We start from the raw sequence: 20,707 nt of genomic DNA on the forward strand, positions 1-20,707 counted from the left end.
AAGACTAGTTTAGTCTAGTTACGTGCTTCCTTTCGGAGCAGTTCGAGTAACTTTGTGTACATGTTCTCATGTCTCATATTATACCCGAATTCACATTCTTTGAGATGCAGGTTGAAATGGTCTTTTCCCAGCCCTCATGGTTTAGCTGGTCGCACTTTGGCAATACTCCAGAAGTTTTAGATACCGCTCATGTGGTTTTTGGATTGTTCCGAGCGACAAATTCATTCTGCCCGCTCCACGGCCACGGACACCACCCACGCGACGTGGACCAAAGCCTTGAGTCGGGCCGCTAAACTGCTTCTGATCGCACAACCTGATAAAGGAAACATCGAAACTGCTCATGCTAAAATACATACATGACTTCGAAAAAAATAGAGCTCAAGCGCAGCATATCGCTGCCAATCCTCACGCTCTTCGGGCTTGGAAATGTCCTCGGTGCAGGTATCTATGTCTTGATAGGCAAAGTCGCCGGCGAGGCCGGTACCGCAGCGCCACTATCGTTCATCATTGCCGCCGGTATCGCGGGGCTGACAGCCCTATCGTATATGGAGCTCTCACACCGCTTCCCAGTCAGCGCAGGCGCGAGTGCCTATGTACATGAGGGCTTGAAGCTCAAGCCGCTGGCGCAGTTCGTTGGACTGCTTATCCTCTTGTCTGCGATATTCTCATCCGCCACCCTTGCGATCGGCTTTGCTGGGTACATGCAAAGTTTTGTCGATATCTCAACGCCAATTCTCGTCATTTTGCTTTTCCTAGGACTCGGCGCAATTACAGCCTACGGTATCGCCGAATCTTCAAAGACTGCAGCCATCATAACCATCTTAGAGATCGTAGGGCTAGCTATGATTATCTGGGCAGGGCGCGATATCTTAGTGAGCTTAGATACATACCAGTCGGTACAAACGTCTCGGGTATCTATTACGGCTATTCTGGGTGGTGCTTTTTTAGCTTTTTATGCCTTCATAGGTTTCGAAGATATCGTCAATGTAGCCGAAGAATCTAAGGCGCCTGCAAAAATCATGCCCTTAGCAATCATCATTGCGCTGATCGCAGCGACCGTACTGTACATTCTGGTAGTCATTGTTGCCACCCACTCAATCCCAATTGAAAGTCTAGCCGCCTCTCAAACCCCACTCGCCGACATTTTTACAGGCATCACAAAAACTCCTGGCACACTCATCTCGACCATCGGTATTCTTTCGGCTATCAACGGCGTATTAGTACACCTCGTACTCGTATCGCGGCTGTTATACGGTATGGCTCAGCGCGGCCTCATTCACGCTCACTTCGGAGCAGTACATCGTAAGACGCGCACGCCCATCTTAGCCACCATCATCTCGGTAATCGTCATGACAGCAGCCGCGCTCAGTCTGCCGATTGTTTCTCTCGCAAGCCTGACAAGCTACGTCGTACTGATTCTATTCTGTCTGGTAAATTTAAGCCTGATTGTTATTAAGTTCAGGCCAGCCGCCAGACAGCCCAAACTATCTATCCCGATCATTATTCCGATACTTGGCTTAATACTTTCAGCGCTGATGGTATTCGTTGGCTGAGAATACGTTACAATCTATAAAAGGAGGACATGGTATGGGGCCAACACCAAAAGAGCGAGCTGAAAGACAACCGGACATTGGGGCCATTGAAGCTGAGAAGAATCAAAATGCGCAAGACCTAAAGAAGATTGTGCAGGCGCAATCGGAGCGCGAGCCGCAGGAAGAAGTGGTTGAGAAAGGTGACGCATTCTTGTCGAAGCGTACAAGTGGCGCAATGACTATATTACACCACCTGACGCACTTGCCCGAAAAAAGAGATGACTACGGAGGTAATACATCAGATCGAGCAGTGAATGCACTACTCAAGACAATGGGGGTCGTCGTGGCTGCAATTGGGGTTAAGGCCGGCATCAGTGCCGATCAAGTACCCGTACTAGCCGAAACGATTGTTGGTACAACTAGTTTTGGACTGTTGGCAACATCGATTTTGCAGGGGATGCTTGCAGACAGTGAGACCCGAGATTTGCGAAGACTTTCAAATCAACCGCATGCTACTGATGGGGAGTCTGTAGCATGAATATCCAGGAAATCACAACTCTAGACCAGCTCAAGACACACCTCTTGGAGCGTGGCGCCAACAATGAACAGGTGAACCAGCAGGTCGGCAAACTCGGGGACGTCATTGTCCTCGAAACGCTCGCTACACTATTATCTCAGCGACCACCATCTGAGAAACTCGCAAACGACGATGCTGCAGCAGAGTATATCCGCACCAACTTTAGTAGTGAAGAAATCAGCCAGCAACTAGAAGAAACTGCCACAGATCTCGTGCAAGAATACCTTACTGCCATAGCTAGTTAGAACACCTTCTTGATTACGCTTATGCTATGATGATCGTATGATCATCAAGAACATGAACAATCTCGCCAAGACACCTCTGCGTCGAGATGCTCTCGAGATCATTGAGGCTGGCTATGAAGCAATCAGTATCGAGTCAATCTTCCGCAACGCCGTAAAACTTCATGATAATCAATTAACCATCGCGGACCAGACTTTTGACCTTGATGAACATGAGGAAGTGTATGTCGTCGGTGCCGGTAAAGGTTCGGCACTCGCCGCGCAGCAAATCGAACGCATTCTCGGAGCGGGGCGCATTTCGTCTGGTCTCGTTATCGACCTCACTCGTCATCGTCTGAAGAAAATCCGTTCACTGTCGGGCACTCATCCATTACCATCAGAGAAGAACATCCGAGCCACCAAAAAACTTGTCGAACTCCTCAAGCGCACCCGTAAGAACGACCTGGTGATCGCTATTATTTGCGGCGGCGGCTCAGCGTTAGCATGTCAGCCAGGTGGGTTAACCTGCCTCGAGCTACAATTCATTAGCTCAGTACTATTGCGCGCCGGCGCAACAATCCAAGAAATCAATACCGTTCGCAAGCACGTTTCACTCTTTCATGGTGGTCGCATGGCGGCATATGCGTATCCGTCAACGGTAGCAAGCCTCATCATCTCCGATGTACCTGGTGATGACATTAGTATGGTTTCCTCGGGGCCAACCGTACTTGATAAAACCACGCGCCTACAAGCTCAGCGCATCACCAAAAAATACGGACTACCAAACATTCAGCTCCTCGAGACCCCAAAAGACACGAAGTACTTTAAAAAAGTACACAATATCCTGCTCGCGAATGGCAAGACGACACTTGATGCCATGCGCCACAAAGCCCGATCGCTTGGCTACAAGCCTCGCACGTATGACTCACATCTCAATGGGCTCGCCAAGCAAGTAGGGCCGACGCTCGCAAAAACCGTCAAGCCAGGTGAAGCACTTATCGCCTGCGGCGAAACTGAAGTCGTGGTAACTCATCCCGGCAAAGGCGGTCGCAATCAAGACCTTGTGCTATCATCCATCCAACACTTACCGCAACATTCCGCAATCATCTCAGCCGCCTCAGATGGAAAGGACAATGTTCCGGTGGCCGGGGCTATCGCCGATAGCGTATGGACAGTCTCTCAATGTCGTCGTAAACGAATCGATCCACAGGCCGCCGTCGAAAAAAATCGCAGCTATCGTGCATTGCGTCGGCTCGGTGACCATCTACAAATCAAAAAAGTGACGGCCAATGTCTCTGACTTCGTGCTCGTACTGAGAGACAAGCAATGAGCCGCAAGAAACCGACACTAATCATTTATTCGAGTAGCAGGGCTGACGAACTGCTGTTTCGCCGCAGCTTCCCATACCATGAAGTCGTCGGCATTCCTTCTCCTGTCATAGATCCTAGTTGTCCAGCAGTCAAACAAGCAGAGGTTATCGCGATACATGTCGCGAGCCACGTTGGTGCAACTCAACTCAAATATTTTCCGAGGCTCAAGCACATCGCCTGTCGCTCAACTGGGTATGACATGGTTGATATTGGGGCTGCAAAAAAGCGCGGGGTCATCGTCACAAATGTGCCAAGCTACGGTGAGCATACCGTTGCAGAATACGCCATGCTCCTAGCCATGCTTGTGCTGCGGCGCATACCGGCCACCCTTGACGCCGTCAGCCAAGGAGATATTAGTGCCCAAGAACTCACTGGGCACGATCTAGCAGGTAAAACGCTCGGCGTACTCGGGACTGGTCGAATTGGACTACGAGTGATTCATATTGCGCGCGGCTTCAATATGCGCGTCATCGCCCACGACGTCTACCCAGATCACAACAAGGCAATAGAGCTCGGCTTTGAATATCGTGTATTTAATGATGTACTAGAGCAGTCGGATATTGTAAGTCTCCATATGCCAGGCACCAAGCAAAATACCCACATCATCAATGCCTCGGCACTCGCCCGCATGAAACCATCAGCCGTGCTCATAAACACAGCGCGCGGCTCACTCGTCAGTACCAACGCACTCATTAAAGCTCTCAAATCCAACCAGCTGGCAGGCGCCGGCCTGGATGTTGTAGAAGGTGAGCAATATCTAGATCTTGATGAAGAACTACACATGATCGCCGAGAAACGCACCATTCCAGCCGACGTAAAAAACTTAGAGATACTGCGCGCACTTCCACAGGTGATTATGACCTCACACAATGCCTACAACACCACAGAAGCTCTGATGCGAATCCGCGAAACCACACGCGATAATATCCGCTCAGTGATCGATGGCACGCCACAGAACGTGGTGAGCAAATAGACTCTGTCAGGTATACTAGTAGTCAATGTTGCCCGATTCAATACATCGTTTATTGCGCATCCCGTACGTACTAAAAACTCGCTGCTATGGCCACGGCAAAATAACTATTGTCTTTCTCCATGGCATAGCCTCTTACAAAGAGATCTGGCAACCCATCATGCAGCCACTCGAGCATGAATATCGCTGCGTCACCATCGATCTCCTTGGGCATGGGCACAGTTCGAAGCCCACGAATATCCATTATGATGTGCGGGCACATATACGATCGATTCGCTGGACACTCTTCTGGCGAGGTATTTGGAGACCAAAGATTATTGTCGGCTATTCGATGGGAGGTATCATCGGCGTCCACTGGACACGTCTACACCCACGATGGATCGAAAAGCTCGTGCTCGTGTCAATGCCTATCTACCATCACGCTGCAGAGTCAAAAGATATCAGGCTCGAAAATCTCATCGACAAAGGATATTTAACATTTTATAAAGTTCTACGCAACGCGCCGCGCGACTTGATTATTCGTTCCGCCCGGGCATTAGTTAGCCACATGCCAACTCTCAATATGCAGGCTCGACTCGATGAGCAAAACTGGTATCCAGTGGTCAGCTCGCTCAAGCACACTATCGAAGAGCAAACCACCACGCATGATATCAAGTCACTTCCAAATGACCTACCAATAGAAGTACTCTACGGGTCTCTCGATCAAGTAGTGCTCGCCAACAACCTAAAAAAGGCCTTCATCGAGCGGCCGCGCACCAGGCTCACACGCGTAAACTCAAGCCATGAAATACGACCAAAAATGTATCAAGCTATCGTCCGAGCTATTATTCGCGAACCGGAGCCTGCCGAGCAGCTCGAATAATTTCATCTGGATCATCACCAATCGTAAAGAGCCGCATATCTCGTTCGGAGATATAACCATCACGTAGTGCATAACTCGACAACATTCGCTCAATCGGCTGCCAATATCGGCTGCCAAAACAATAAATTGGAATTGGCTGGATCTTGCGAGTCTGTATAAGCGTAATGAGTTCAAAAAACTCATCGAGAGTACCATATCCACCTGGAAAAAAAATATACATTGACGCAGCAAAGCTTAAGGCTACTTTACGTGAAAAGAAATAATGAAACTTAAGCTCACGATTCGCGTAATGATTTTTTGGCTCAGCGTTCGGTATATCTATCTGAAAGCCAACTGACACACCGCCAGCTTCTGCGGCCCCACGATTTGCCGCTTCCATGATGCCAGGACCCCCGCCAGTCACAATTGCTAGTCCTGCGTCTTTAGCTAGGCGGTAGGCGAGCCGACGAGCCTCACCATAGTATTGATTTCCTTCACGAACAGCATTAGAGCCAAAAATGCTCACACTCTTCGGCAGCTCTTCCAAGAGATCAAATGCTCGACGAAATTCCGTCTCAATACGCTCGACACGCTTCGTCGTCTCGGGGTCTTCGCCAGGATGAGTCTCGTACATCGTGCAAAGTTCTCGCATTCGGGCACGTGAGTAATCATGAGACTTGTTTGGCTTAACCATAAGCATATTGTACCAGAATTAGATCATATCGATCGTGCTACAATAAGAAGCATGAATACTCAATGCGAACAGGCAATCGCAGCTCGATGAGTACCTCGCAGCGCCGCTTCTGGAAAGATATTGGTGCGATCGTCTTGCGCCACACCGTCAGCGTCGTTACGTTTGTAATGGGCAGTGTGATAATCCTCCTTCTTTGGTTTGGCGAGGTGCGTGACGCATTATTTATATCAAGTGTACTGGTCATCAATATCGCCACTGGCATCATCCAGGAAATCCGAGCACGCATCGTTCTCGAACGACTGGCGAGTATGCTGCCCCGTACTGCTCGACGACTGTTCGAAGATGGCACAACCAAAGACATCCCAATCGAGCAAATCCATATCCACGATCGGCTATCAATACGTACCGGCGATCAGATACCCGTCGATGGTCGTCTGTTGAATTCAGTAGGACTTGAAGTCAACGAAGCTTTTTTGACTGGCGAATCTACTAGTATAGTGAAAAAACTTGACCAGGTGGTGTATGCTGGCAGCTTCGTCACCGCGGGTGAGGGAATCATCCAGGTAGTCGCCGTGGGGCACGAGACCAAGCTAGGGGCGATGACCGACGAGGTCAAAAAACATGAGTGGCACAGCACCCCAATCCAGCGCGCTTTGGCTGGCATAATTAGTGTCTTGAGCTACACTCTCATCATCGCTGTCATTGCCTTATTCGTACGACAACAGTACGTCGGCGGCGATCCAGTCTCTCTTATAAAACAAATAGCAGCCCTAACCGGAACTATCATCCCTGAAGGATTGATCCTAGCCTCAACGCTGCTCTTTGCGTATGGCGCTATCAAACTCCTACGTCGCCAAGTTCTTCTGCAGCATATTCATTCCGCGGAAGCGTTAGCTCGACTGCAAATACTGTGCCTAGATAAAACAGGCACCCTGACCGAACAGAGCGTCACGCTTGGCGAAGTGATTGCCCAGAGCGGGCAGACCAAGCAAGCCGTAATCCGGGCAGCCCAGCAATATTTCACAAGCTCTGATCCAAAAGGTACACTGGCTCAAGCACTTGGAGCCAGCAAGCCAGGCAATGCTACAGTCACCAGGAGCTTCGCTAGCGAGCGTAGATATGGCGTCGTCAGGACTGCTTCGCGACAAATCGTAGTAGGTGCACCCGAATCCTTGAGCCAACGCTTCCGCTTTATAGTCGGCAGTCGCCTCGAGCAGGCGATCAAAGACTGCACAGAGCGTGGTCAGCGAGTGATACTCGTGGCCACGGCTGGTCGAAATAGTACACTCAAGCACCAATCTCGATTGCAAATACTTGGTGTTATTGCCTTCGAGCAGGCGATCAAAAAAACAGCCCCAAAAACACTAAGCTTCTTTAAGAAACGAGCTGTAGCAATCAAAATTATTTCAGGCGATCACCCAGCAGCCGTAAAAGCTGTCGCCCAATCTTTGCAGCTCGTCGACCATGAAGAAGCGGTCATACTGGGGACAAAAATAGCCAATAAGCAACCTCATGAGTTGGTGCAAATTGTGCGCGAACATACACTTTTCGCACGCATCTCACCACAACAAAAAGCGCAGCTCATCAAGGCCTGCCAAAAGGTAGGTTACACTGGGATGGTGGGGGACGGAGCCAATGACGCGCTGGCGATCAAGAAAGCCGACCTAGGCATAAGTATGTTCGACGCCGCCGAAATAACTCGTTCTGTGGCGGATATCATCCTGCTCAAAAACCAATTCGATGACCTTCCAAAGGGTGTTCGTTTAGCTGACTCAATTATTACAACTATGGAGCTCATTGGGGCATTATTCTTAAATAAAGTCATCGTAGGTCTCACGCTGCTAGTGACGGCACTGATCACGGCTACGCCGTATCCATTCTCTCCACGCAATATTACGATCTTGAATTACTTCATCATCGGGCTCCCAATACTTATTTGGACGCTCTACCCGCGTGATCGACGACGCACCGCCTTCGAACCAGGGTACTTGCGACAAATCATGCCCTTCGTGCTTGCCAATGGGCTTATTACATCGGTAGTAAGTGTTGCGGCATTTATCATGGCACGTATATATTACATTGACGTACATATGACCCTCTTTACGACTACCCTCACGCTCGGCATGAGTATGCTCATCATTGCTCCACGAGCCTTAGACATTACACCGACTAAAGACTACTCACGTCGTGTTGGCGCAGCACTTCTGTTTTCGCTATGCGCATTAGCTGGCTTCTTTATGATCGAGCCGGTGCGTCAATTCTTTGGGCTGAGTGGACTACAATCTGACTGGCTGACGCTAGGTATCTCGATCTCATGCGCGGCGATTTTAGTGCAATTTATTTCACTCCATCGCCATGCCATGTCACGTATCGGCTTCTGGCTCAGTGCAAACGGCCGCCTGTAGTTTTTACTTGTCACAATAGTATCAGCACGTCACAATGAAGTTATCATGCTATTTCTTCGACGTTTCTTCTTGGCGCTCATCGGACTAATCTTCCCACTGATCCTTATCGGCCATACAATCACATACTTGCTCAATTCTGGTGTAAGTACGAACGCCCTCCTCAAACAATCCGGCGCCTACTCAATCGCTGCTGAACAAATGCGCAGCGTCATTATCGGCTCTCAGCGAATCCCCGAACAATACCAAACTATTTTCAACAAGTCAGTTAATGACGCAATCACTGACCAATCCGTAGAGTCAGTTATCCAGCCGGCATTGGTTGATATTGTAATCTGGATGCAGCAGCCACAAGACACTCCAGCGCCTGACGTAATACTTATCATTAAGCCGATCAAGGATTCATTATTAGTGGCCCTACAGGCGAACGAACTGCCCGCGCCTGAGCTGAATTTTTTCTCCACCACCCTCACACAACAAGTACCGGATCAAATCAAGCTATCCGGCCTGCAACAACTCACTGGTGCGCAAGGTGCGCAAACAACCACAACGTCAGCCGAGGGTTCTCCTGAGAGTTTTCAGACTACTGTCCAATCGATCAAGAACACGTATACACTGATACAAAATAGCCTAGTTGCGCTCACCATTCTGGCTCTATGTCTTATCGCCGGATACGCACTTTCGGCTCGCGCCTCGCGCGTCAATATGATGATGGCACCGGCGCTATTACTAGCCATCGAGAGCGCCTTACTATTTACGCTAGCTATCGCGCTGCCCATGCTCGCCAAATCGTCAGGCGCTATCACGCTCACTGACTTGCCATTGCGCATAGCGGGTCAAATTGCCACACAAGTCACATTCCCAAGTGCGGTGACCTGGGTCATAGCAACCATCATCTACGTATTAAGCCTCTTACTATGGCGACGCAACACGGTGCGCAGACAAGGCGGTCCGATCATAAAAACTAACTTACCGCGACGCTAAATGCTTATAATAGCTCGGTGCGCTTTTGCCACCGAGGCTTGAGTAATTCATACTGCAACGCCGACAGCAGTAATAGAAACATTACCAATACATTCGTAACTGGCGCCAACACTTGTGCTAAGAGATTTTGCTTGCTCTCCCAAGCGACAACCCAACGGGTCACAAGCTGCGAAAAAATTGCAATCAATGACAGCATAAACATACTTTGATCTTCCTTCATGAGGGCAATAACTGCCACAACCAACGGTCCAGTAAATAGTACCAAGCCGCCAAGAAACAACATCCAAACAATGGGGAAGTGGAAACGGAGCGCAGGATAGAATCGCTGGATGTCGTCGGCCAAAATTGAACGCAGATCTTGATGATTTTGACTTGTAGCCAAATCACTTGCTCGATACAGGCCAGCCTTTAGCCCATACTGACGGGCTCGATGGAAGAGCTCATGCTCTTCGAGCGGACTAGCCCTAACCATGCGAAATCCGCCCAGATCACGCACAGGATCAATTGCTAGCGCCAACACGCCACCGTGCACGGTCGAGCGCTCTGGAGCGTGCATTTGCATGTAAGCCGCCGGATAGGCTGCCAAAAGTAAATATTGATTGTGACTAAGAATTGTTTTTTGAGCTAATGATTTGTTTTGATCGGCAGGTAGGAGCGAGAGTAACTGTAAACGCTTCGTCGACATGGTGCTCGCGATTTGCGCCAGTGCGTTCGGATGAAGTACTGTGTCTGCAGACAGCAAGACAGCGTATTCACCAGTCGCTTTCTTGATCAGCTGGTCTGCAGCCCAGGCTTGAATACTCCAGCCCTTTTTAATTGGATCAATTTTTGTTATACGCAGCTTCGGATCTTCGTACGATCGCGCAATTTTGAGCGTATTATCCTCAGAACTAAGATCTACGAACAAAATCTCAAAATCAGGATAATTTTGACCGAGCGCTGCCAATAATGTACTCGCGATATTCTCCACCTGATTATAGGCGTAAATCAGTATGGAAATGCGCGGCCACTCATCAAGTCGTGTGGTTGCTGGGCGACGGAAAAGTGCTAGATTGTACATAATTAGCCCCAACTGAGCAAAGCTAGTCAAGGTGGTAGTGATCAGAAAAATCTCATACTTCGCCACACCAACCTGAAATGGGTCAATATTCCACAGAATAAGCTGTGTGAGCCAAAAACCGACGATAAAATTCAGCCACATGAAGTTTGTCCACCCTCGTCGATAAAGATGTGACCGCGCATCGGAAGTGTACTTGAGGAAAAAGCTGGCGTTGAGCACATAGGGGAGGAGCATGACTGCCGCCAAGACCGTAAGCGGTGGTTGGATAAACGCCACGCTTAAGCACGACAAACTATACATGACGATCGTAAAACGAATCGTTTGCCGAGCACCCCATTGCGTAGCTATCGAACGAATACCAGCGGCTCGATCAGGCTCGATGTCCTGGATCGCCCCGAGAGCGTGTGAAGCCACACCCCAGAAGAAGAATGCTGTCAGCGGCAAATCAAGTATTTGATGCGTGGGGCCTACGAGCATACCTATGAATGCCGGTCCAACAAAATGCAATGATGAGTTGATTGAATCGAGCAAGGGGACCTCCTTGAAGCGCAAGCCTTTCAACGAATAGGTATGCGCCAACACCACCACCACGAGCATGGCAAGTAATCCGGCAGGCTCCAAAACAGTCCATATCCAAACCCCCCAAATCAGCGTTGTAGCTGCAATTGCCAGCCAAATAACATGACGCCGTTCAGGTGCGACAATACTACCCTCGATACCACCCTTGCGGTCATTTTGCAGATCAGATTCATAATCAAAGATATCATTAACGCCGTAGAGCAGAATATTATATGGAAAAAGAAAATAGCTAGCGAGAACCCAGAAGGTCATCGAGATCTGTCCGCCAGCGAAAAAATACGCCACTACAAAAGGCACTGCCGTATTGATCCAGCTGACCGGGCGACTGGCTAATAAAATAGCTCGCACACTCTCCAAAAAATCATCGCTTCGAGCGCGATTTTTTGGAGAGTGCTGTGGTTGCTTGATAGATTTTTTCATATTGTTTCAGCCAGTATTCATATAGTGCCTGGGCCATATACAATCCTACCACCAAGTAGGCCATATCTTCTATCGGCCACGAGATCATTTTGATACCCAACACTTTATTCCAGTCGTAGCGCACAATCGGCAACGACGTCAGGTACGTGTTAAATACGACCATCATAAGGTAGCAAATAAGAGCAACTTTTAGGATTCGAGGAGTTGCTCGATAGCGTACTCGCTGAACAATAAGCCACGCGAAAAGCATAAACACGAGACAGAGCAGGAGATAGATATACTGTTTCATTGCGTCGCTCGCGCTTTGGGGTGTTTTTCTTCTTGTGACTTATGCGCTTCACATTCTTCCACAATGCGTGAAACAAGCAATATGACATAACTAAGGAGCGTCAGAAAGAGCACTTCCTCTATCGGGAAATCTGGAGTCAAAAAATACAACCCGAGCACGTAGCGTGGGTTCGCGAAGAATATCTTGAGCCATATCCCAGCTGCATACCAGATACTAAAGAACAGCACCAAGCAGCCAATCGTCGCGAGCGCAGCGCGACGGGACGGCACACCGCGCCATAGGAGCAATCTATATCGCCAATCAAGCAGCGCGAGTCCAGCCAGAGAAATGATCAGAATCAAGGCATATGCCCATGGAGTATAGAGCCAAAACATATATTCCATTATAGTCTGATGAGACATGGCAAAACGCAAAAAAACAAATTATTGTAATTGGAGCTGACGTCGGCGGACTGTGTGCTGCTGCACGTCTCGCACGCGACGGACACGACGTATCGGTCTATGAAAAAGAATCGACCGTTGGCGGTCGAGCTCATCTCATCAAACAAGATGGCTATACGTTTGACACCGGCCCGACAATCCTAATGATGACCGATGTCCTTTACGACACCTTTGAATACCGTGGGGGTCGCTCGATGGCTGCGCATCACTTTCGTAATTAGAAACCAACTACAAGACCTGGTTTCCGGACGGAGAAACCATTGAGGTGAGTCCAACCTTCCTCGCTTCATTAAAGAACTTGCCCGCATAGATCCGAACGCACCCGAGCAGTTCTACCGATATTTTGTAGATGCTGCAAAGATCTATCGACTCGCTCGATCGAATTCTATTGACAAAAACTTTGACAAATTCCGAGACTTCATAGGTGTCAGTGCTGGCACAGAGCTCCTTAAGCGCAGGGGACTGATGAAACTATATTCATTCGTATCACGCTACTTTGATGGTTTGCCTCTGCGTCAACTCTTCAGCTTCCAATCGATGTATCGTGGGATCACGCCGTACGGGGCCCCGGCGGCATGCTCAGTTATAATGTGTACTTTTCGGATGACTTCAAGCACAACCTCGAGAAGATCTTCCACGCCCGCGTACTCCCAAAAGATCCAGCCTTTTATGTCCATATCCCGACTAAAACCGATCCTTCATTGGCGCCGAAGAACAAACACGTAATCTACGTCCTTGTGCCCGTCCCAAGTCTGGAGGCAGAGGTTGATTGGCTGACAGCCATCGAACAAACTCACGAACGAGTACTTGAGCGGATGCAAGCCATCATGGACCTAAAGCTCAATAAAAAGATTGAGACCGAAGCTGTATTCACCCCCCGAAGATTTTCTCAATCGTTTCAATCTCACAGACAGCTCGGCGTTCGGCCTGAGCCACTATTTCTTTTAAGTCTGGCTATTCTCGCCCGCATAATGTCAGTCGTGACATCAAAGGCCTCTACTTTGTCGGCGCCTCAACTTATCCCGGTAGTGGTGTACCAATGGTCACGCTTTCTGGTAAGCTGGTTGCAGAACGCATACAGAAAGATCTAGAGAATGGAACCAACTGACAGACTTCAGCAACGAATCAAGCGCATAAAGACCAGCATCGACGGAGAGCTTGCCAAGCTGTGGGACAAAAAGATCGACGAAGCGGCCAAGATCGACGCCCAATATAAGCGCCTCCTGAGCGAGATGAAAAAATTCAGCCTGCGGGGCGGGAAGCGGCTGCGTCCGTATTTAGTATCGCTCGGCTATGAAGTGGCAGGTGGTAAGCACGAAAAAGACGCTATTCAGCTCGGCGTAGCCTGGGAACTGTATCATCTGTTTGCTGTGATTCATGACGACATCATGGATCAAGATGACCAACGTTATGGCGGCCCAAATATTGCCGGTGCGTATCGGCGACTCCTGCGTCGCCGACTGACCGATTCGCAAACAGAACTCCATGCTCGCAATGTGGCTCTCCTAGCGGGCGACATTGCGCTCGGCATGTCGCACGAAGTCATAGACACGATGTCAGTGGACATCGAGCTCCGAGCCCAGCTCAAAAAAGAGCTTAATCAGCTTCATTTTCATCTCGCAGCCGGTCAGCAACTTGATGATCTAGCTAGTACCGAAGCACATCTCAAGATCGATAAGATCAAGAAAATCTACATGCTTAAGACCGCTCGTTACAGCATGATCACACCCCTCCGCAGTGGCGCGATTCTTGCTGGCGGCAATCCTACCATCCTCAACATTCTCGGGCGCTACGGACTGCATGCTGGAATTGCCTATCAGATTGTCGATGATCTGATAGGTATGTTTGGTACTACGCGTGAGATCGGCAAACCGAATATTTCTGACCTACGTGAAGGAAAGCGAACTCTCTTGATGCATTATGGCTTTCAATTTGCTGACGATACTCAAACGACCATTCTAAAGAAATTCTTCGGTAACACCTCCGTCACCCAAAACGATCTCAAGCTCGTGCGCAAAATCCTTACAGGTAATGGTGCGAAAGCAAAGACGACCTTTTTGGCTCAAGAAGAAGGGAAGCGCGCCAAGCAAGCTATTGGTAAACTCGCGTTACCGGGTGGGCTTGGCGATGAATTTACCGCGCTCACTGACTATTTGGTGAGCCGAACGAAATGAGTGGTTTGCGCGCCAGCTACAAGGCGTGCGCTCGAATCACACGCCGAGCCAGTTCGAGCTTCGCACTCACAACCTATCTATTTGACACCGAAAGCCGACGAGCCATCCAGGCGCTGTATGCATTCTGTCGCATAGCCGATGATATTGCAGATGACCCCCAGCTGTCGGCACGGACTAAGCGACAGCGATTGTACGCCATGCGACGAGCACTCACCCTGCAAAAAATCCCGCCTATTCAACCCGAGATATGGCTAGCAGTCTTCGACACCGTTCGTCATCATCGACTCCCAATAGATGAACTCACCACAGTCATTGACGGTGTAACAAGTGATATTACATTTCGCCAACCGCTCACCATTGGTGATCTCGATCGATATAGCTATCAGGTGGCTGGTGTGGTGGGAGTGCTCTGTGCGCGCATCCTTGGAGCCCCAAAGCGTTCGACACTATTGGGGGCAAAGCAGCTTGGCATTGGCATGCAGTACGTCAACATAATCCGTGATTTCAGCGCCGACATCGACTTACAGCGCATTTACATCCCGCAAAGTGTTTTACGCGAAGCCCAACTCAGTCCGGCCGACCTCTTAGCACGTCGCAATCTAGTAGGACTGCAACGAGCTCTCACTATTCTGACCCGACGCGCCGAAACGCATTTCGCACACGCCACCAAACACATCGACGATTTACACCCCCAATACCAACGACCCGTACGCTACGTGCTTGCGCAGTATAGCACGCTACTCGAAAGGATTAAGCAAAAGCAGTATACTGTATACAACCAGAGGGTGCGCTTGAGTCGACTCGAGAAACTCAAGCTCGTCTGGGATAATCGATAATCAATGGCACGAAACACTTCACCACACCACCTTGCCCGCCGTCACGTCACAGTAGACGGTATACGCTATTCACTCGAAAGCGGGCGTAAATTGCGACATATCCAGCCCACAGGCACCAAGCCAAGCAGCCATACAACAGCCCGTCACACTGAATACGACCCAACAGCGATGCACCCGCATCAAGTAAGCCATCCAGTCCTCCCGTTACCGACCAGCCGTCAACACACAAATCGCCCTATCTCAGCGTGGCAAGTCATCACCCGGTCTCTACGCCAAAAGCAAGACCGACGAGCGTTTGACGCGGCACTCATCATTTCATTATTATCGCCCGCATTCTGGCTTTGTGCAGCCCTACCTTGGGGCATCTTAGGTGTTACACAAAGTCAAAATCTGACAGTACAGCAAGGCTATAGCCTCATTCGCGGACTTTTGACCGCCCCGTATAATCGGATTCTTCTCATCGCAGCCCTCGCTGTTGTTACGCTCTTGATTGTGTGGCTTATCAGACATGTCTTGCAGCTAGTCGGCTACGCTGCGAATCTTCGCCACATCGACCACCGTTCAGTAGACACCGAGGCATACAGTTGGCAAGCAATCGCGAAGTCCCACCGGCTCTTAGCGATTACATTGCTCGATATCTTGCTCGCGGCCGTCAGCCTCGGCGGACTCGTCATGATTACGCTGAAGATTATGAGTATTCAGACGGCACGCTTCGTAGCCTACCAGGGGCTCGTCGTCTATTTCGTCCTGTTATTTTGCTTACTCATCCTAGCTATATTGGCCGTACACCGAACACTGGCTCGCGTGATGTTGGCCGCAACAAATCAGTCAACTAGCTTCCTAATCGTTAAGAGCATAGGATTAAGTATCAAATCGCCATCCAAAACGCTTTGGTTTGGACTTTTTTGGTTATTGGTCACACTAGCTACTGGCAGCCTAATTTTCGCAATTATATGGTCCACCACTAGCTACGGCCAGTTCACTGTTGGTCGCAACAACATCGCTAGAGCCGGCCTAACGCTCCTGTCTACATTCTTGCTCTATGCTACGATCGTCGGCTTTACACTTTGGTCGCAAGGGTATTGGTCGCTTGTGTACCACCATTTAGCGCACATTAATTATCGATTGGCAGTTTCACAACTCATCGTCACACGACCACATGCCAAACCGCGGCGCTCAGCTATCTTACAAGTAGTCGTAGTAATGATTGGCGCTGGGATTAGTATCGTTATCGCGCTGTCGTTACTCAAGGCCCCCACTCAGCGCTTCTTCACCTCCCTCCAAGAACGACTGCCTGAGAATATTAGTGATTTCATTGTGAGATAAACGTCTGTATAAGGAGAACAAAAGAATTGACAGCACAACCACAACAGGGTAGAATAGCTCTTATAAGAAAGCCCTGGCGGCTTTTTTAGGTTGAGCACATTTTTAAGAATATTTACGAATAGCAAATGAAACGACTGATCCGATATTTCAAAAGCTCTTATCACGAGCTTCGACGTGTAATCTGGCCAAACCGCCAACAAGCGATTTTTTTGACCAGCGTCGTCTTGATATTTACTGCAGTAGTAGCCATATACTTGGCCGGATTTGATCTATTGTTCCGTACGATTCTCGAAAAACTGCTCACACGCTAAAGCACCGAGTAAATTAATAATAAGCGAGCAATAAGCAATCACATGAAGACCACATCACCAGGCAATTGGTACGTCATTCACACCTACTCCGGCTATGAGGATCAGGTGGCACAAAACCTTCTGCATCGTATTGACACGATGGGCATGAAAGATAAGGTTTTTGATGTCGTCGTCCCGAAGGAAAACCAGATCGAGATCAAAAACGGCAAACGCCGAATTGTCGAGCGCAAAATCTTCCCAGGATATATTCTCGTCAACATGGATGTCACCGAAGATAGCTGGTACATCGTACGAAATACACCGAATGTTACCGGATTCGTGGGTACCGGCACCACACCAAGCCCTATGAGCGAAGATGAGATTAAGCTCATCCAAAAGCGCATGGGTGTTGAAGAGCCGAAGTTCATGATCGACTACTCGATTGGTGAGACAGTCAACATCACCGACGGACCTTTCAAAGGCTTCGACGGACAAATCAGCGAAATCGACGAAGCTAAAGGCAAGATCAAGGTACTCGTCTCGATGTTTGGTCGTGAAACCCCAGTAGAGCTCGACAGCTTGCAGGTAAAGAAGATTTAAAGAAAGTAACCGTGGGAGCCCGAAGAATCAGGCGCTTGCACCACAAGGAGAAATATTATGGCAGAAGCTAAGAAAGTATCAGCAAAACTCAAGATGGTCATTCCAGCCGGTGGAGCAACTCCAGCACCACCAGTTGGTTCAGCTTTGGGCCAGCACGGCGTAAATATGATGGACTTCATCAACGCCTTCAACGAGCAGACTAAGGATATGCGTGGAGCACAATGCCCGACCAAGATCACAATCTACGAAGACAAGAGCTTTGATTTCGTAGTAAAAGGCACTCCAGCTAAGATGCTCATCAAGCAAGCCCTTGGCCTACAAAAGGCAAGCGGTGTACCCAATAAGGAAAAGGTTGGTAAACTAACCGACGCTCAACTCACCGAAATCGCAGAAGCTAAGATGGCCGACTTGAACGCCAATGACATCGATGCTGCCAAGAAAATCATTGCGGGTACCGCACGCTCTATGGGCGTAGAGGTCGAGAAATAATCTAACTAAATAACTCGTGGGAGCCTCGTGGAGGCGCTTGCACCACAAGGAGAATATTATGCCAAAGAAACCAGAAGAAATCGTAGAAGAGACTGTAGTAACAGAAGCAACCGAAGGTACTGAGGTAGTCGAAGAAGCTACCGAAGAAAAGCCTGCGAAGAAGACAGCGACTGCAAAGGCAGGGAAGCGCAGTGCTAAGGCCGCCAAGGAAGCTGAAGAAGCTGAGGCGAAAGAAGCCAAAAAGCAAGAAAAGGCTGAAGCTGCCGAAAAAGCCGATGCCCCAAAGCCAAAAGCTAAGCCGCGCGTCAAGAAGTACTCAAAGAACCAAAAGGCAATGCGTGAAGCTATCGACTTCGACAAGCTCTACACTCTCGATGAAGCAGTTGCACTTCTACAGAAGGTCTCGACTGCAAAATTTGACCCAACCCTCGAGCTCCACATCCGTCTGGACATCGACCCACGACAAGCGGATCAAACCGTGCGCGCATCGACAGCCCTGCCAGCCGGTAGCGGCAAGACCGTTCGTGTGGCAGTTTTGACTGCCGACGACAAGAAGGCTAAGGCAGCCGCAGAAGCCGGGGCAGATGTAACTGACTCAGAGCAGCTACTTGCAGACATCTCGAAAGGTACGCTGGACTTCGACGTTCTCGTTGCTACTCCAGACACCATGGCTCAGCTCGGTCGTCACGCTAAGACCCTCGGTCCGAAGGGGCTTATGCCATCACCGAAGAGTGGAACTGTAACTGCTGATCCAGCTGCTGCTGTGAAGGAAATTAAGCAAGGTCGTCTCGAGGTGAAGAACGACGCCAATGGAATCATTCATGCCGCTGTCGGTAAGCTTAGCTTCAAAGCAGAAGATCTTGTTGCCAACGGTCGTGCCGTACTCCAGTGCGTGCAAACAAATCGCCCATCAGGTGTGAAGGGGACTTACGTAAAGTCAATCACCGTTGCCGCCACCATGACACCAGGCGTCAAGCTCGACACTGCCGAACTCGTCGCGAAGTAATTCTGTATCACAAGAATTTTAAAAAGCACCCACAAGGGTGCTTTTTGGTCCCAAAAAGTAAATCCTTAGTCCTTACGCTTTTTTGCTAACTCACAACACGATAAGCTAGTACTAGTTCGTTCACAACCCACACGCCCGAGGAGGTGTCATGTCAAACGAACATCGTCGCTTCCTCTTCTCATCGAATGAAGCACCAGAGACACGCATCGTTCGCGATTACGACGACCTAGTCGAGATCATCAGTCACTGCCGAGGACTAGGGCAAAAGATCGTACTGACCATGGGCACGTTTGATCTTTTCCACGTAGGCCATGCAAAATACTTGGCAGAGGCCAGTCGTCATGGAGATATTCTGATCGTTGGCGTTGATTCTGACGACAAGGTCAAGCGGCGCAAGGGCCCAAGCCGTCCTATCGTACCAGAAGGCGAACGAATGGAAATTCTTTGCCATCAGCGTGCCGTAGACATTGTCACGATCAAGCCATACACATCGGAGAAGTGGGAGCTCATCAAGCTGATCCACCCAGATGTACTCATCGCCACAGCGGAGACTTACACAGCAGACGAGCTCGAGCTACTTCGAGAAGAATTCTGCGGTGAAATCGTGGTTTTGACGCCAATGGCAGAAACCTCCACAACTGCAAAGATTCGTCTTATGTGGCTTGAGTTTCACGATAAGCTAGGACAGGCACTCAACCAAGCCGTACCCGCCTTCATCACGGATGTGCTGAAGAGAATGGAGAATCGCGATGACTGAGGCAATCCTGTGTTATGTGCCAGTGTTCCATGAAGGATATCATCGATTCTTCGATGAGAACCCAGTCGACAACATCCTAGTTCTCGGTGAGGACATTATTGAGCGATTCCGTCAGCTCGTAAAAGACGTGCGGCGCTTGCCGAGCCAAACGGTTGCTCAGTTACTTTCTGACCTGTACCCACATCGTCGGGTAGAGGTAATTAGCTGGGTACAAGCGCTGAAACTCAACGAGCAATTCGATCGCCTCATACTCCCAGACGAGATGGAACTGATCGAATTGCTCGATGATATCGAATACCCGGTAGAACAACGCTTGAGTATGAGAACGTTTTTGCGCTGGGACAAAGAGCAAGTATTGCTCGCACGCCCCATCACATCTGGCGAACCTATGAGCTCGGATGTAGTGCGCCAGATGCTCGGACTCGCAAACGGACAGGCCCTACTCTCTGGTGACTGGTGGCGTCAGGTTGGCGCAGTTCTCGCACGTGACAATACAGTCTTAGTTACGGGCTACAACCGCCATACGCCGTCGCCACATCAGCCATACTTCGACGGAGACCCTCGAGCAAGCTTCAAAAAGGGGCAATATATCGAGCTCTCTACAGCCACACACGCTGAATCTGTCGTCATTGGTCACGCCGCACGACAGGGTATTGCGCTCGAGGGCGCCGACCTGTACGTGACGACCTTCCCATGCCCGCCATGTGCGCAGTTAATAATGGAAGCCGGTATCGCACGGGTCTTCTACAGTGATGGATATGCGATGCTCGATGGCGAAGCGCTGCTCACTGCTGCGGACATCGAGGTGATTCGTGTGGAAACAACGAATTAAGCCCCTGGCGTAAGCCAG

The 20,707-nt window shown here is 49.6% G+C and carries 23 protein-coding genes; 19 read left to right on the plus strand and 4 right to left on the minus strand.

Annotated features, from left to right (window positions below):
- Positions 1-356: 356 nt before the first annotated feature.
- Genes IT415_01370 through IT415_01395 form a run of 6 tightly spaced genes read left to right on the plus strand, consistent with a single transcriptional unit; the run spans position 357 to position 5,532 of the window.
- Positions 357-1,553, plus strand: coding sequence for an amino acid permease (locus tag IT415_01370; GenBank protein MCC7543341.1), 1,197 nt, complete (start codon positions 357-359; stop codon positions 1,551-1,553).
- 34 nt (positions 1,554-1,587) lie between these two features.
- Positions 1,588-2,070, plus strand: coding sequence for a hypothetical protein (locus IT415_01375; protein ID MCC7543342.1), 483 nt, complete (start codon positions 1,588-1,590; stop codon positions 2,068-2,070).
- Positions 2,067-2,354, plus strand: a complete 288-nt coding sequence (locus tag IT415_01380; protein ID MCC7543343.1) for a hypothetical protein — start codon at positions 2,067-2,069, stop codon at positions 2,352-2,354. Before IT415_01375 ends, IT415_01380 begins: the two co-directional genes overlap by 4 nt.
- Positions 2,355-2,391: 37 nt before the next feature.
- A complete protein-coding gene (locus IT415_01385; protein MCC7543344.1) occupies positions 2,392-3,660 on the plus strand; it encodes a DUF4147 domain-containing protein in 1,269 nt (422 codons plus the stop codon).
- Positions 3,657-4,673 carry a hydroxyacid dehydrogenase gene (locus IT415_01390; GenBank protein ID MCC7543345.1) on the plus strand — a complete coding sequence of 339 codons (1,017 nt, stop codon included), beginning with the start codon at positions 3,657-3,659 and terminating at the stop codon, positions 4,671-4,673. Before IT415_01385 ends, IT415_01390 begins: the two co-directional genes overlap by 4 nt.
- Before the next feature lie 25 nt (positions 4,674-4,698).
- Positions 4,699-5,532, plus strand: a complete 834-nt coding sequence (locus IT415_01395) for an alpha/beta fold hydrolase (protein MCC7543346.1) — start codon at positions 4,699-4,701, stop codon at positions 5,530-5,532.
- On the opposite strand, the gene IT415_01400 is transcribed toward IT415_01395, so the two are convergent.
- A complete protein-coding gene (locus IT415_01400) occupies positions 5,495-6,205 on the minus strand; it encodes a TIGR00730 family Rossman fold protein (protein ID MCC7543347.1) in 711 nt (236 codons plus the stop codon). The genes IT415_01395 and IT415_01400 overlap by 38 nt on opposite strands.
- Positions 6,206-6,291: 86 nt before the next feature.
- Here IT415_01400 and IT415_01405 point away from each other — a divergent pair, with 86 nt between their 5' ends.
- Together IT415_01405 and IT415_01410 are read left to right on the plus strand one after the other, a co-directional pair.
- Positions 6,292-8,610 (plus strand): HAD-IC family P-type ATPase, encoded by a 2,319-nt coding sequence (locus IT415_01405; protein MCC7543348.1) that lies wholly within the window; start codon positions 6,292-6,294, stop codon positions 8,608-8,610.
- 45 nt (positions 8,611-8,655) lie between these two features.
- Complete coding sequence (locus IT415_01410; protein MCC7543349.1) at positions 8,656-9,591, plus strand: hypothetical protein; 936 nt, start codon at positions 8,656-8,658, stop codon at positions 9,589-9,591.
- 4 nt (positions 9,592-9,595) lie between these two features.
- Here IT415_01410 and IT415_01415 read toward each other — a convergent pair whose 3' ends face one another.
- Genes IT415_01415 through IT415_01425 form a run of 3 tightly spaced genes read right to left on the minus strand, consistent with a single transcriptional unit; the run spans position 9,596 to position 12,313 of the window.
- Complete coding sequence (locus tag IT415_01415) at positions 9,596-11,650, minus strand: prenyltransferase (protein ID MCC7543350.1); 2,055 nt, start codon at positions 11,648-11,650, stop codon at positions 9,596-9,598.
- Positions 11,592-11,939 (minus strand): lycopene cyclase domain-containing protein, encoded by a 348-nt coding sequence (locus IT415_01420; protein MCC7543351.1) that lies wholly within the window; start codon positions 11,937-11,939, stop codon positions 11,592-11,594. The genes IT415_01415 and IT415_01420 overlap by 59 nt, the downstream gene beginning before the upstream one ends.
- Positions 11,936-12,313: a lycopene cyclase domain-containing protein gene (locus tag IT415_01425; protein MCC7543352.1), complete on the minus strand. Its 378-nt coding sequence runs from the start codon at positions 12,311-12,313 to the stop codon at positions 11,936-11,938. The genes IT415_01420 and IT415_01425 overlap by 4 nt, the downstream gene beginning before the upstream one ends.
- 47 nt (positions 12,314-12,360) lie before the next feature.
- Between IT415_01425 and IT415_01430 the strand changes: the two genes are divergently transcribed.
- The 11 genes from IT415_01430 (at position 12,361) to IT415_01480 (ending at position 20,689) form a co-directional block, all read left to right on the plus strand.
- Positions 12,361-12,600, plus strand: a complete 240-nt coding sequence (locus IT415_01430) for an NAD(P)-binding protein (GenBank protein ID MCC7543353.1) — start codon at positions 12,361-12,363, stop codon at positions 12,598-12,600.
- A gap of 354 nt (positions 12,601-12,954) precedes the next feature.
- The gene (locus tag IT415_01435; GenBank protein MCC7543354.1) at positions 12,955-13,470 is read left to right on the plus strand and encodes a hypothetical protein; all 516 of its coding nucleotides are present in this window, start codon (positions 12,955-12,957) and stop codon (positions 13,468-13,470) included.
- A 3-nt stretch (positions 13,471-13,473) separates the two neighbouring features.
- Complete coding sequence (locus IT415_01440; GenBank protein MCC7543355.1) at positions 13,474-14,553, plus strand: polyprenyl synthetase family protein; 1,080 nt, start codon at positions 13,474-13,476, stop codon at positions 14,551-14,553.
- The gene (locus IT415_01445) at positions 14,550-15,389 is read left to right on the plus strand and encodes a phytoene/squalene synthase family protein (protein MCC7543356.1); all 840 of its coding nucleotides are present in this window, start codon (positions 14,550-14,552) and stop codon (positions 15,387-15,389) included. Before IT415_01440 ends, IT415_01445 begins: the two co-directional genes overlap by 4 nt.
- A 3-nt stretch (positions 15,390-15,392) precedes the next feature.
- Positions 15,393-16,715 (plus strand): hypothetical protein, encoded by a 1,323-nt coding sequence (locus IT415_01450; GenBank protein ID MCC7543357.1) that lies wholly within the window; start codon positions 15,393-15,395, stop codon positions 16,713-16,715.
- Positions 16,716-16,840: 125 nt separating this feature from the next.
- Positions 16,841-17,026, plus strand: a complete 186-nt coding sequence (gene secE, locus IT415_01455) for a preprotein translocase subunit SecE (protein MCC7543358.1) — start codon at positions 16,841-16,843, stop codon at positions 17,024-17,026.
- 42 nt (positions 17,027-17,068) lie between these two features.
- Entirely contained in the window at positions 17,069-17,605 is a 537-nt protein-coding gene (gene nusG / locus IT415_01460; protein MCC7543359.1) for a transcription termination/antitermination protein NusG, read from the plus strand.
- A gap of 57 nt (positions 17,606-17,662) precedes the next feature.
- Positions 17,663-18,094 (plus strand): 50S ribosomal protein L11, encoded by a 432-nt coding sequence (gene rplK / locus IT415_01465; protein MCC7543360.1) that lies wholly within the window; start codon positions 17,663-17,665, stop codon positions 18,092-18,094.
- 58 nt (positions 18,095-18,152) lie between these two features.
- On the plus strand, positions 18,153-19,100 hold the full coding sequence (gene rplA, locus IT415_01470; protein MCC7543361.1) for a 50S ribosomal protein L1: 948 nt from the start codon (positions 18,153-18,155) through the stop codon (positions 19,098-19,100).
- Positions 19,101-19,248: 148 nt separating this feature from the next.
- Positions 19,249-19,857: an adenylyltransferase/cytidyltransferase family protein gene (locus tag IT415_01475; protein MCC7543362.1), complete on the plus strand. Its 609-nt coding sequence runs from the start codon at positions 19,249-19,251 to the stop codon at positions 19,855-19,857.
- Positions 19,850-20,689, plus strand: a complete 840-nt coding sequence (locus IT415_01480; protein MCC7543363.1) for a deoxycytidylate deaminase — start codon at positions 19,850-19,852, stop codon at positions 20,687-20,689. Before IT415_01475 ends, IT415_01480 begins: the two co-directional genes overlap by 8 nt.
- Positions 20,690-20,707 lie beyond the last annotated feature (18 nt).

This window comes from bacterium, from assembly GCA_020854115.1.
Taxonomy (GTDB): Bacteria; Patescibacteriota; Saccharimonadia; order CAILAD01.

Excerpts from the sequence above, each read along its gene's own strand:
- rplK (MCC7543360.1), top strand. The coding sequence starts at position 17,663 with ATGGCAGAAGCTAAGAAAGTATCAGCAAAACTCAAGATGGTCATTCCA.
- IT415_01480 (MCC7543363.1), top strand. The coding sequence starts at position 19,850 with ATGACTGAGGCAATCCTGTGTTATGTGCCAGTGTTCCATGAAGGATAT.
- IT415_01385 (MCC7543344.1), top strand. The coding sequence starts at position 2,392 with ATGATCATCAAGAACATGAACAATCTCGCCAAGACACCTCTGCGTCGA.
- rplA (MCC7543361.1), top strand. The coding sequence starts at position 18,153 with ATGCCAAAGAAACCAGAAGAAATCGTAGAAGAGACTGTAGTAACAGAA.
- secE (MCC7543358.1), top strand. The coding sequence starts at position 16,841 with ATGAAACGACTGATCCGATATTTCAAAAGCTCTTATCACGAGCTTCGA.
- IT415_01475 (MCC7543362.1), top strand. The coding sequence starts at position 19,249 with ATGTCAAACGAACATCGTCGCTTCCTCTTCTCATCGAATGAAGCACCA.
- IT415_01375 (MCC7543342.1), top strand. The coding sequence starts at position 1,588 with ATGGGGCCAACACCAAAAGAGCGAGCTGAAAGACAACCGGACATTGGG.
- IT415_01440 (MCC7543355.1), top strand. The coding sequence starts at position 13,474 with ATGGAACCAACTGACAGACTTCAGCAACGAATCAAGCGCATAAAGACC.
- IT415_01410 (MCC7543349.1), top strand. The coding sequence starts at position 8,656 with ATGCTATTTCTTCGACGTTTCTTCTTGGCGCTCATCGGACTAATCTTC.
- IT415_01425 (MCC7543352.1), bottom strand. The coding sequence starts at position 12,313 with ATGTTTTGGCTCTATACTCCATGGGCATATGCCTTGATTCTGATCATT.
- IT415_01420 (MCC7543351.1), bottom strand. The coding sequence starts at position 11,939 with ATGAAACAGTATATCTATCTCCTGCTCTGTCTCGTGTTTATGCTTTTC.
- nusG (MCC7543359.1), top strand. The coding sequence starts at position 17,069 with ATGAAGACCACATCACCAGGCAATTGGTACGTCATTCACACCTACTCC.
- IT415_01435 (MCC7543354.1), top strand. The coding sequence starts at position 12,955 with ATGCTCAGTTATAATGTGTACTTTTCGGATGACTTCAAGCACAACCTC.
- IT415_01380 (MCC7543343.1), top strand. The coding sequence starts at position 2,067 with ATGAATATCCAGGAAATCACAACTCTAGACCAGCTCAAGACACACCTC.
- IT415_01450 (MCC7543357.1), top strand. The coding sequence starts at position 15,393 with ATGGCACGAAACACTTCACCACACCACCTTGCCCGCCGTCACGTCACA.
- IT415_01390 (MCC7543345.1), top strand. The coding sequence starts at position 3,657 with ATGAGCCGCAAGAAACCGACACTAATCATTTATTCGAGTAGCAGGGCT.
- IT415_01400 (MCC7543347.1), bottom strand. The coding sequence starts at position 6,205 with ATGGTTAAGCCAAACAAGTCTCATGATTACTCACGTGCCCGAATGCGA.
- IT415_01445 (MCC7543356.1), top strand. The coding sequence starts at position 14,550 with ATGAGTGGTTTGCGCGCCAGCTACAAGGCGTGCGCTCGAATCACACGC.
- IT415_01405 (MCC7543348.1), top strand. The coding sequence starts at position 6,292 with ATGAGTACCTCGCAGCGCCGCTTCTGGAAAGATATTGGTGCGATCGTC.
- IT415_01415 (MCC7543350.1), bottom strand. The coding sequence starts at position 11,650 with ATGAAAAAATCTATCAAGCAACCACAGCACTCTCCAAAAAATCGCGCT.
- IT415_01395 (MCC7543346.1), top strand. The coding sequence starts at position 4,699 with ATGTTGCCCGATTCAATACATCGTTTATTGCGCATCCCGTACGTACTA.
- IT415_01370 (MCC7543341.1), top strand. The coding sequence starts at position 357 with ATGACTTCGAAAAAAATAGAGCTCAAGCGCAGCATATCGCTGCCAATC.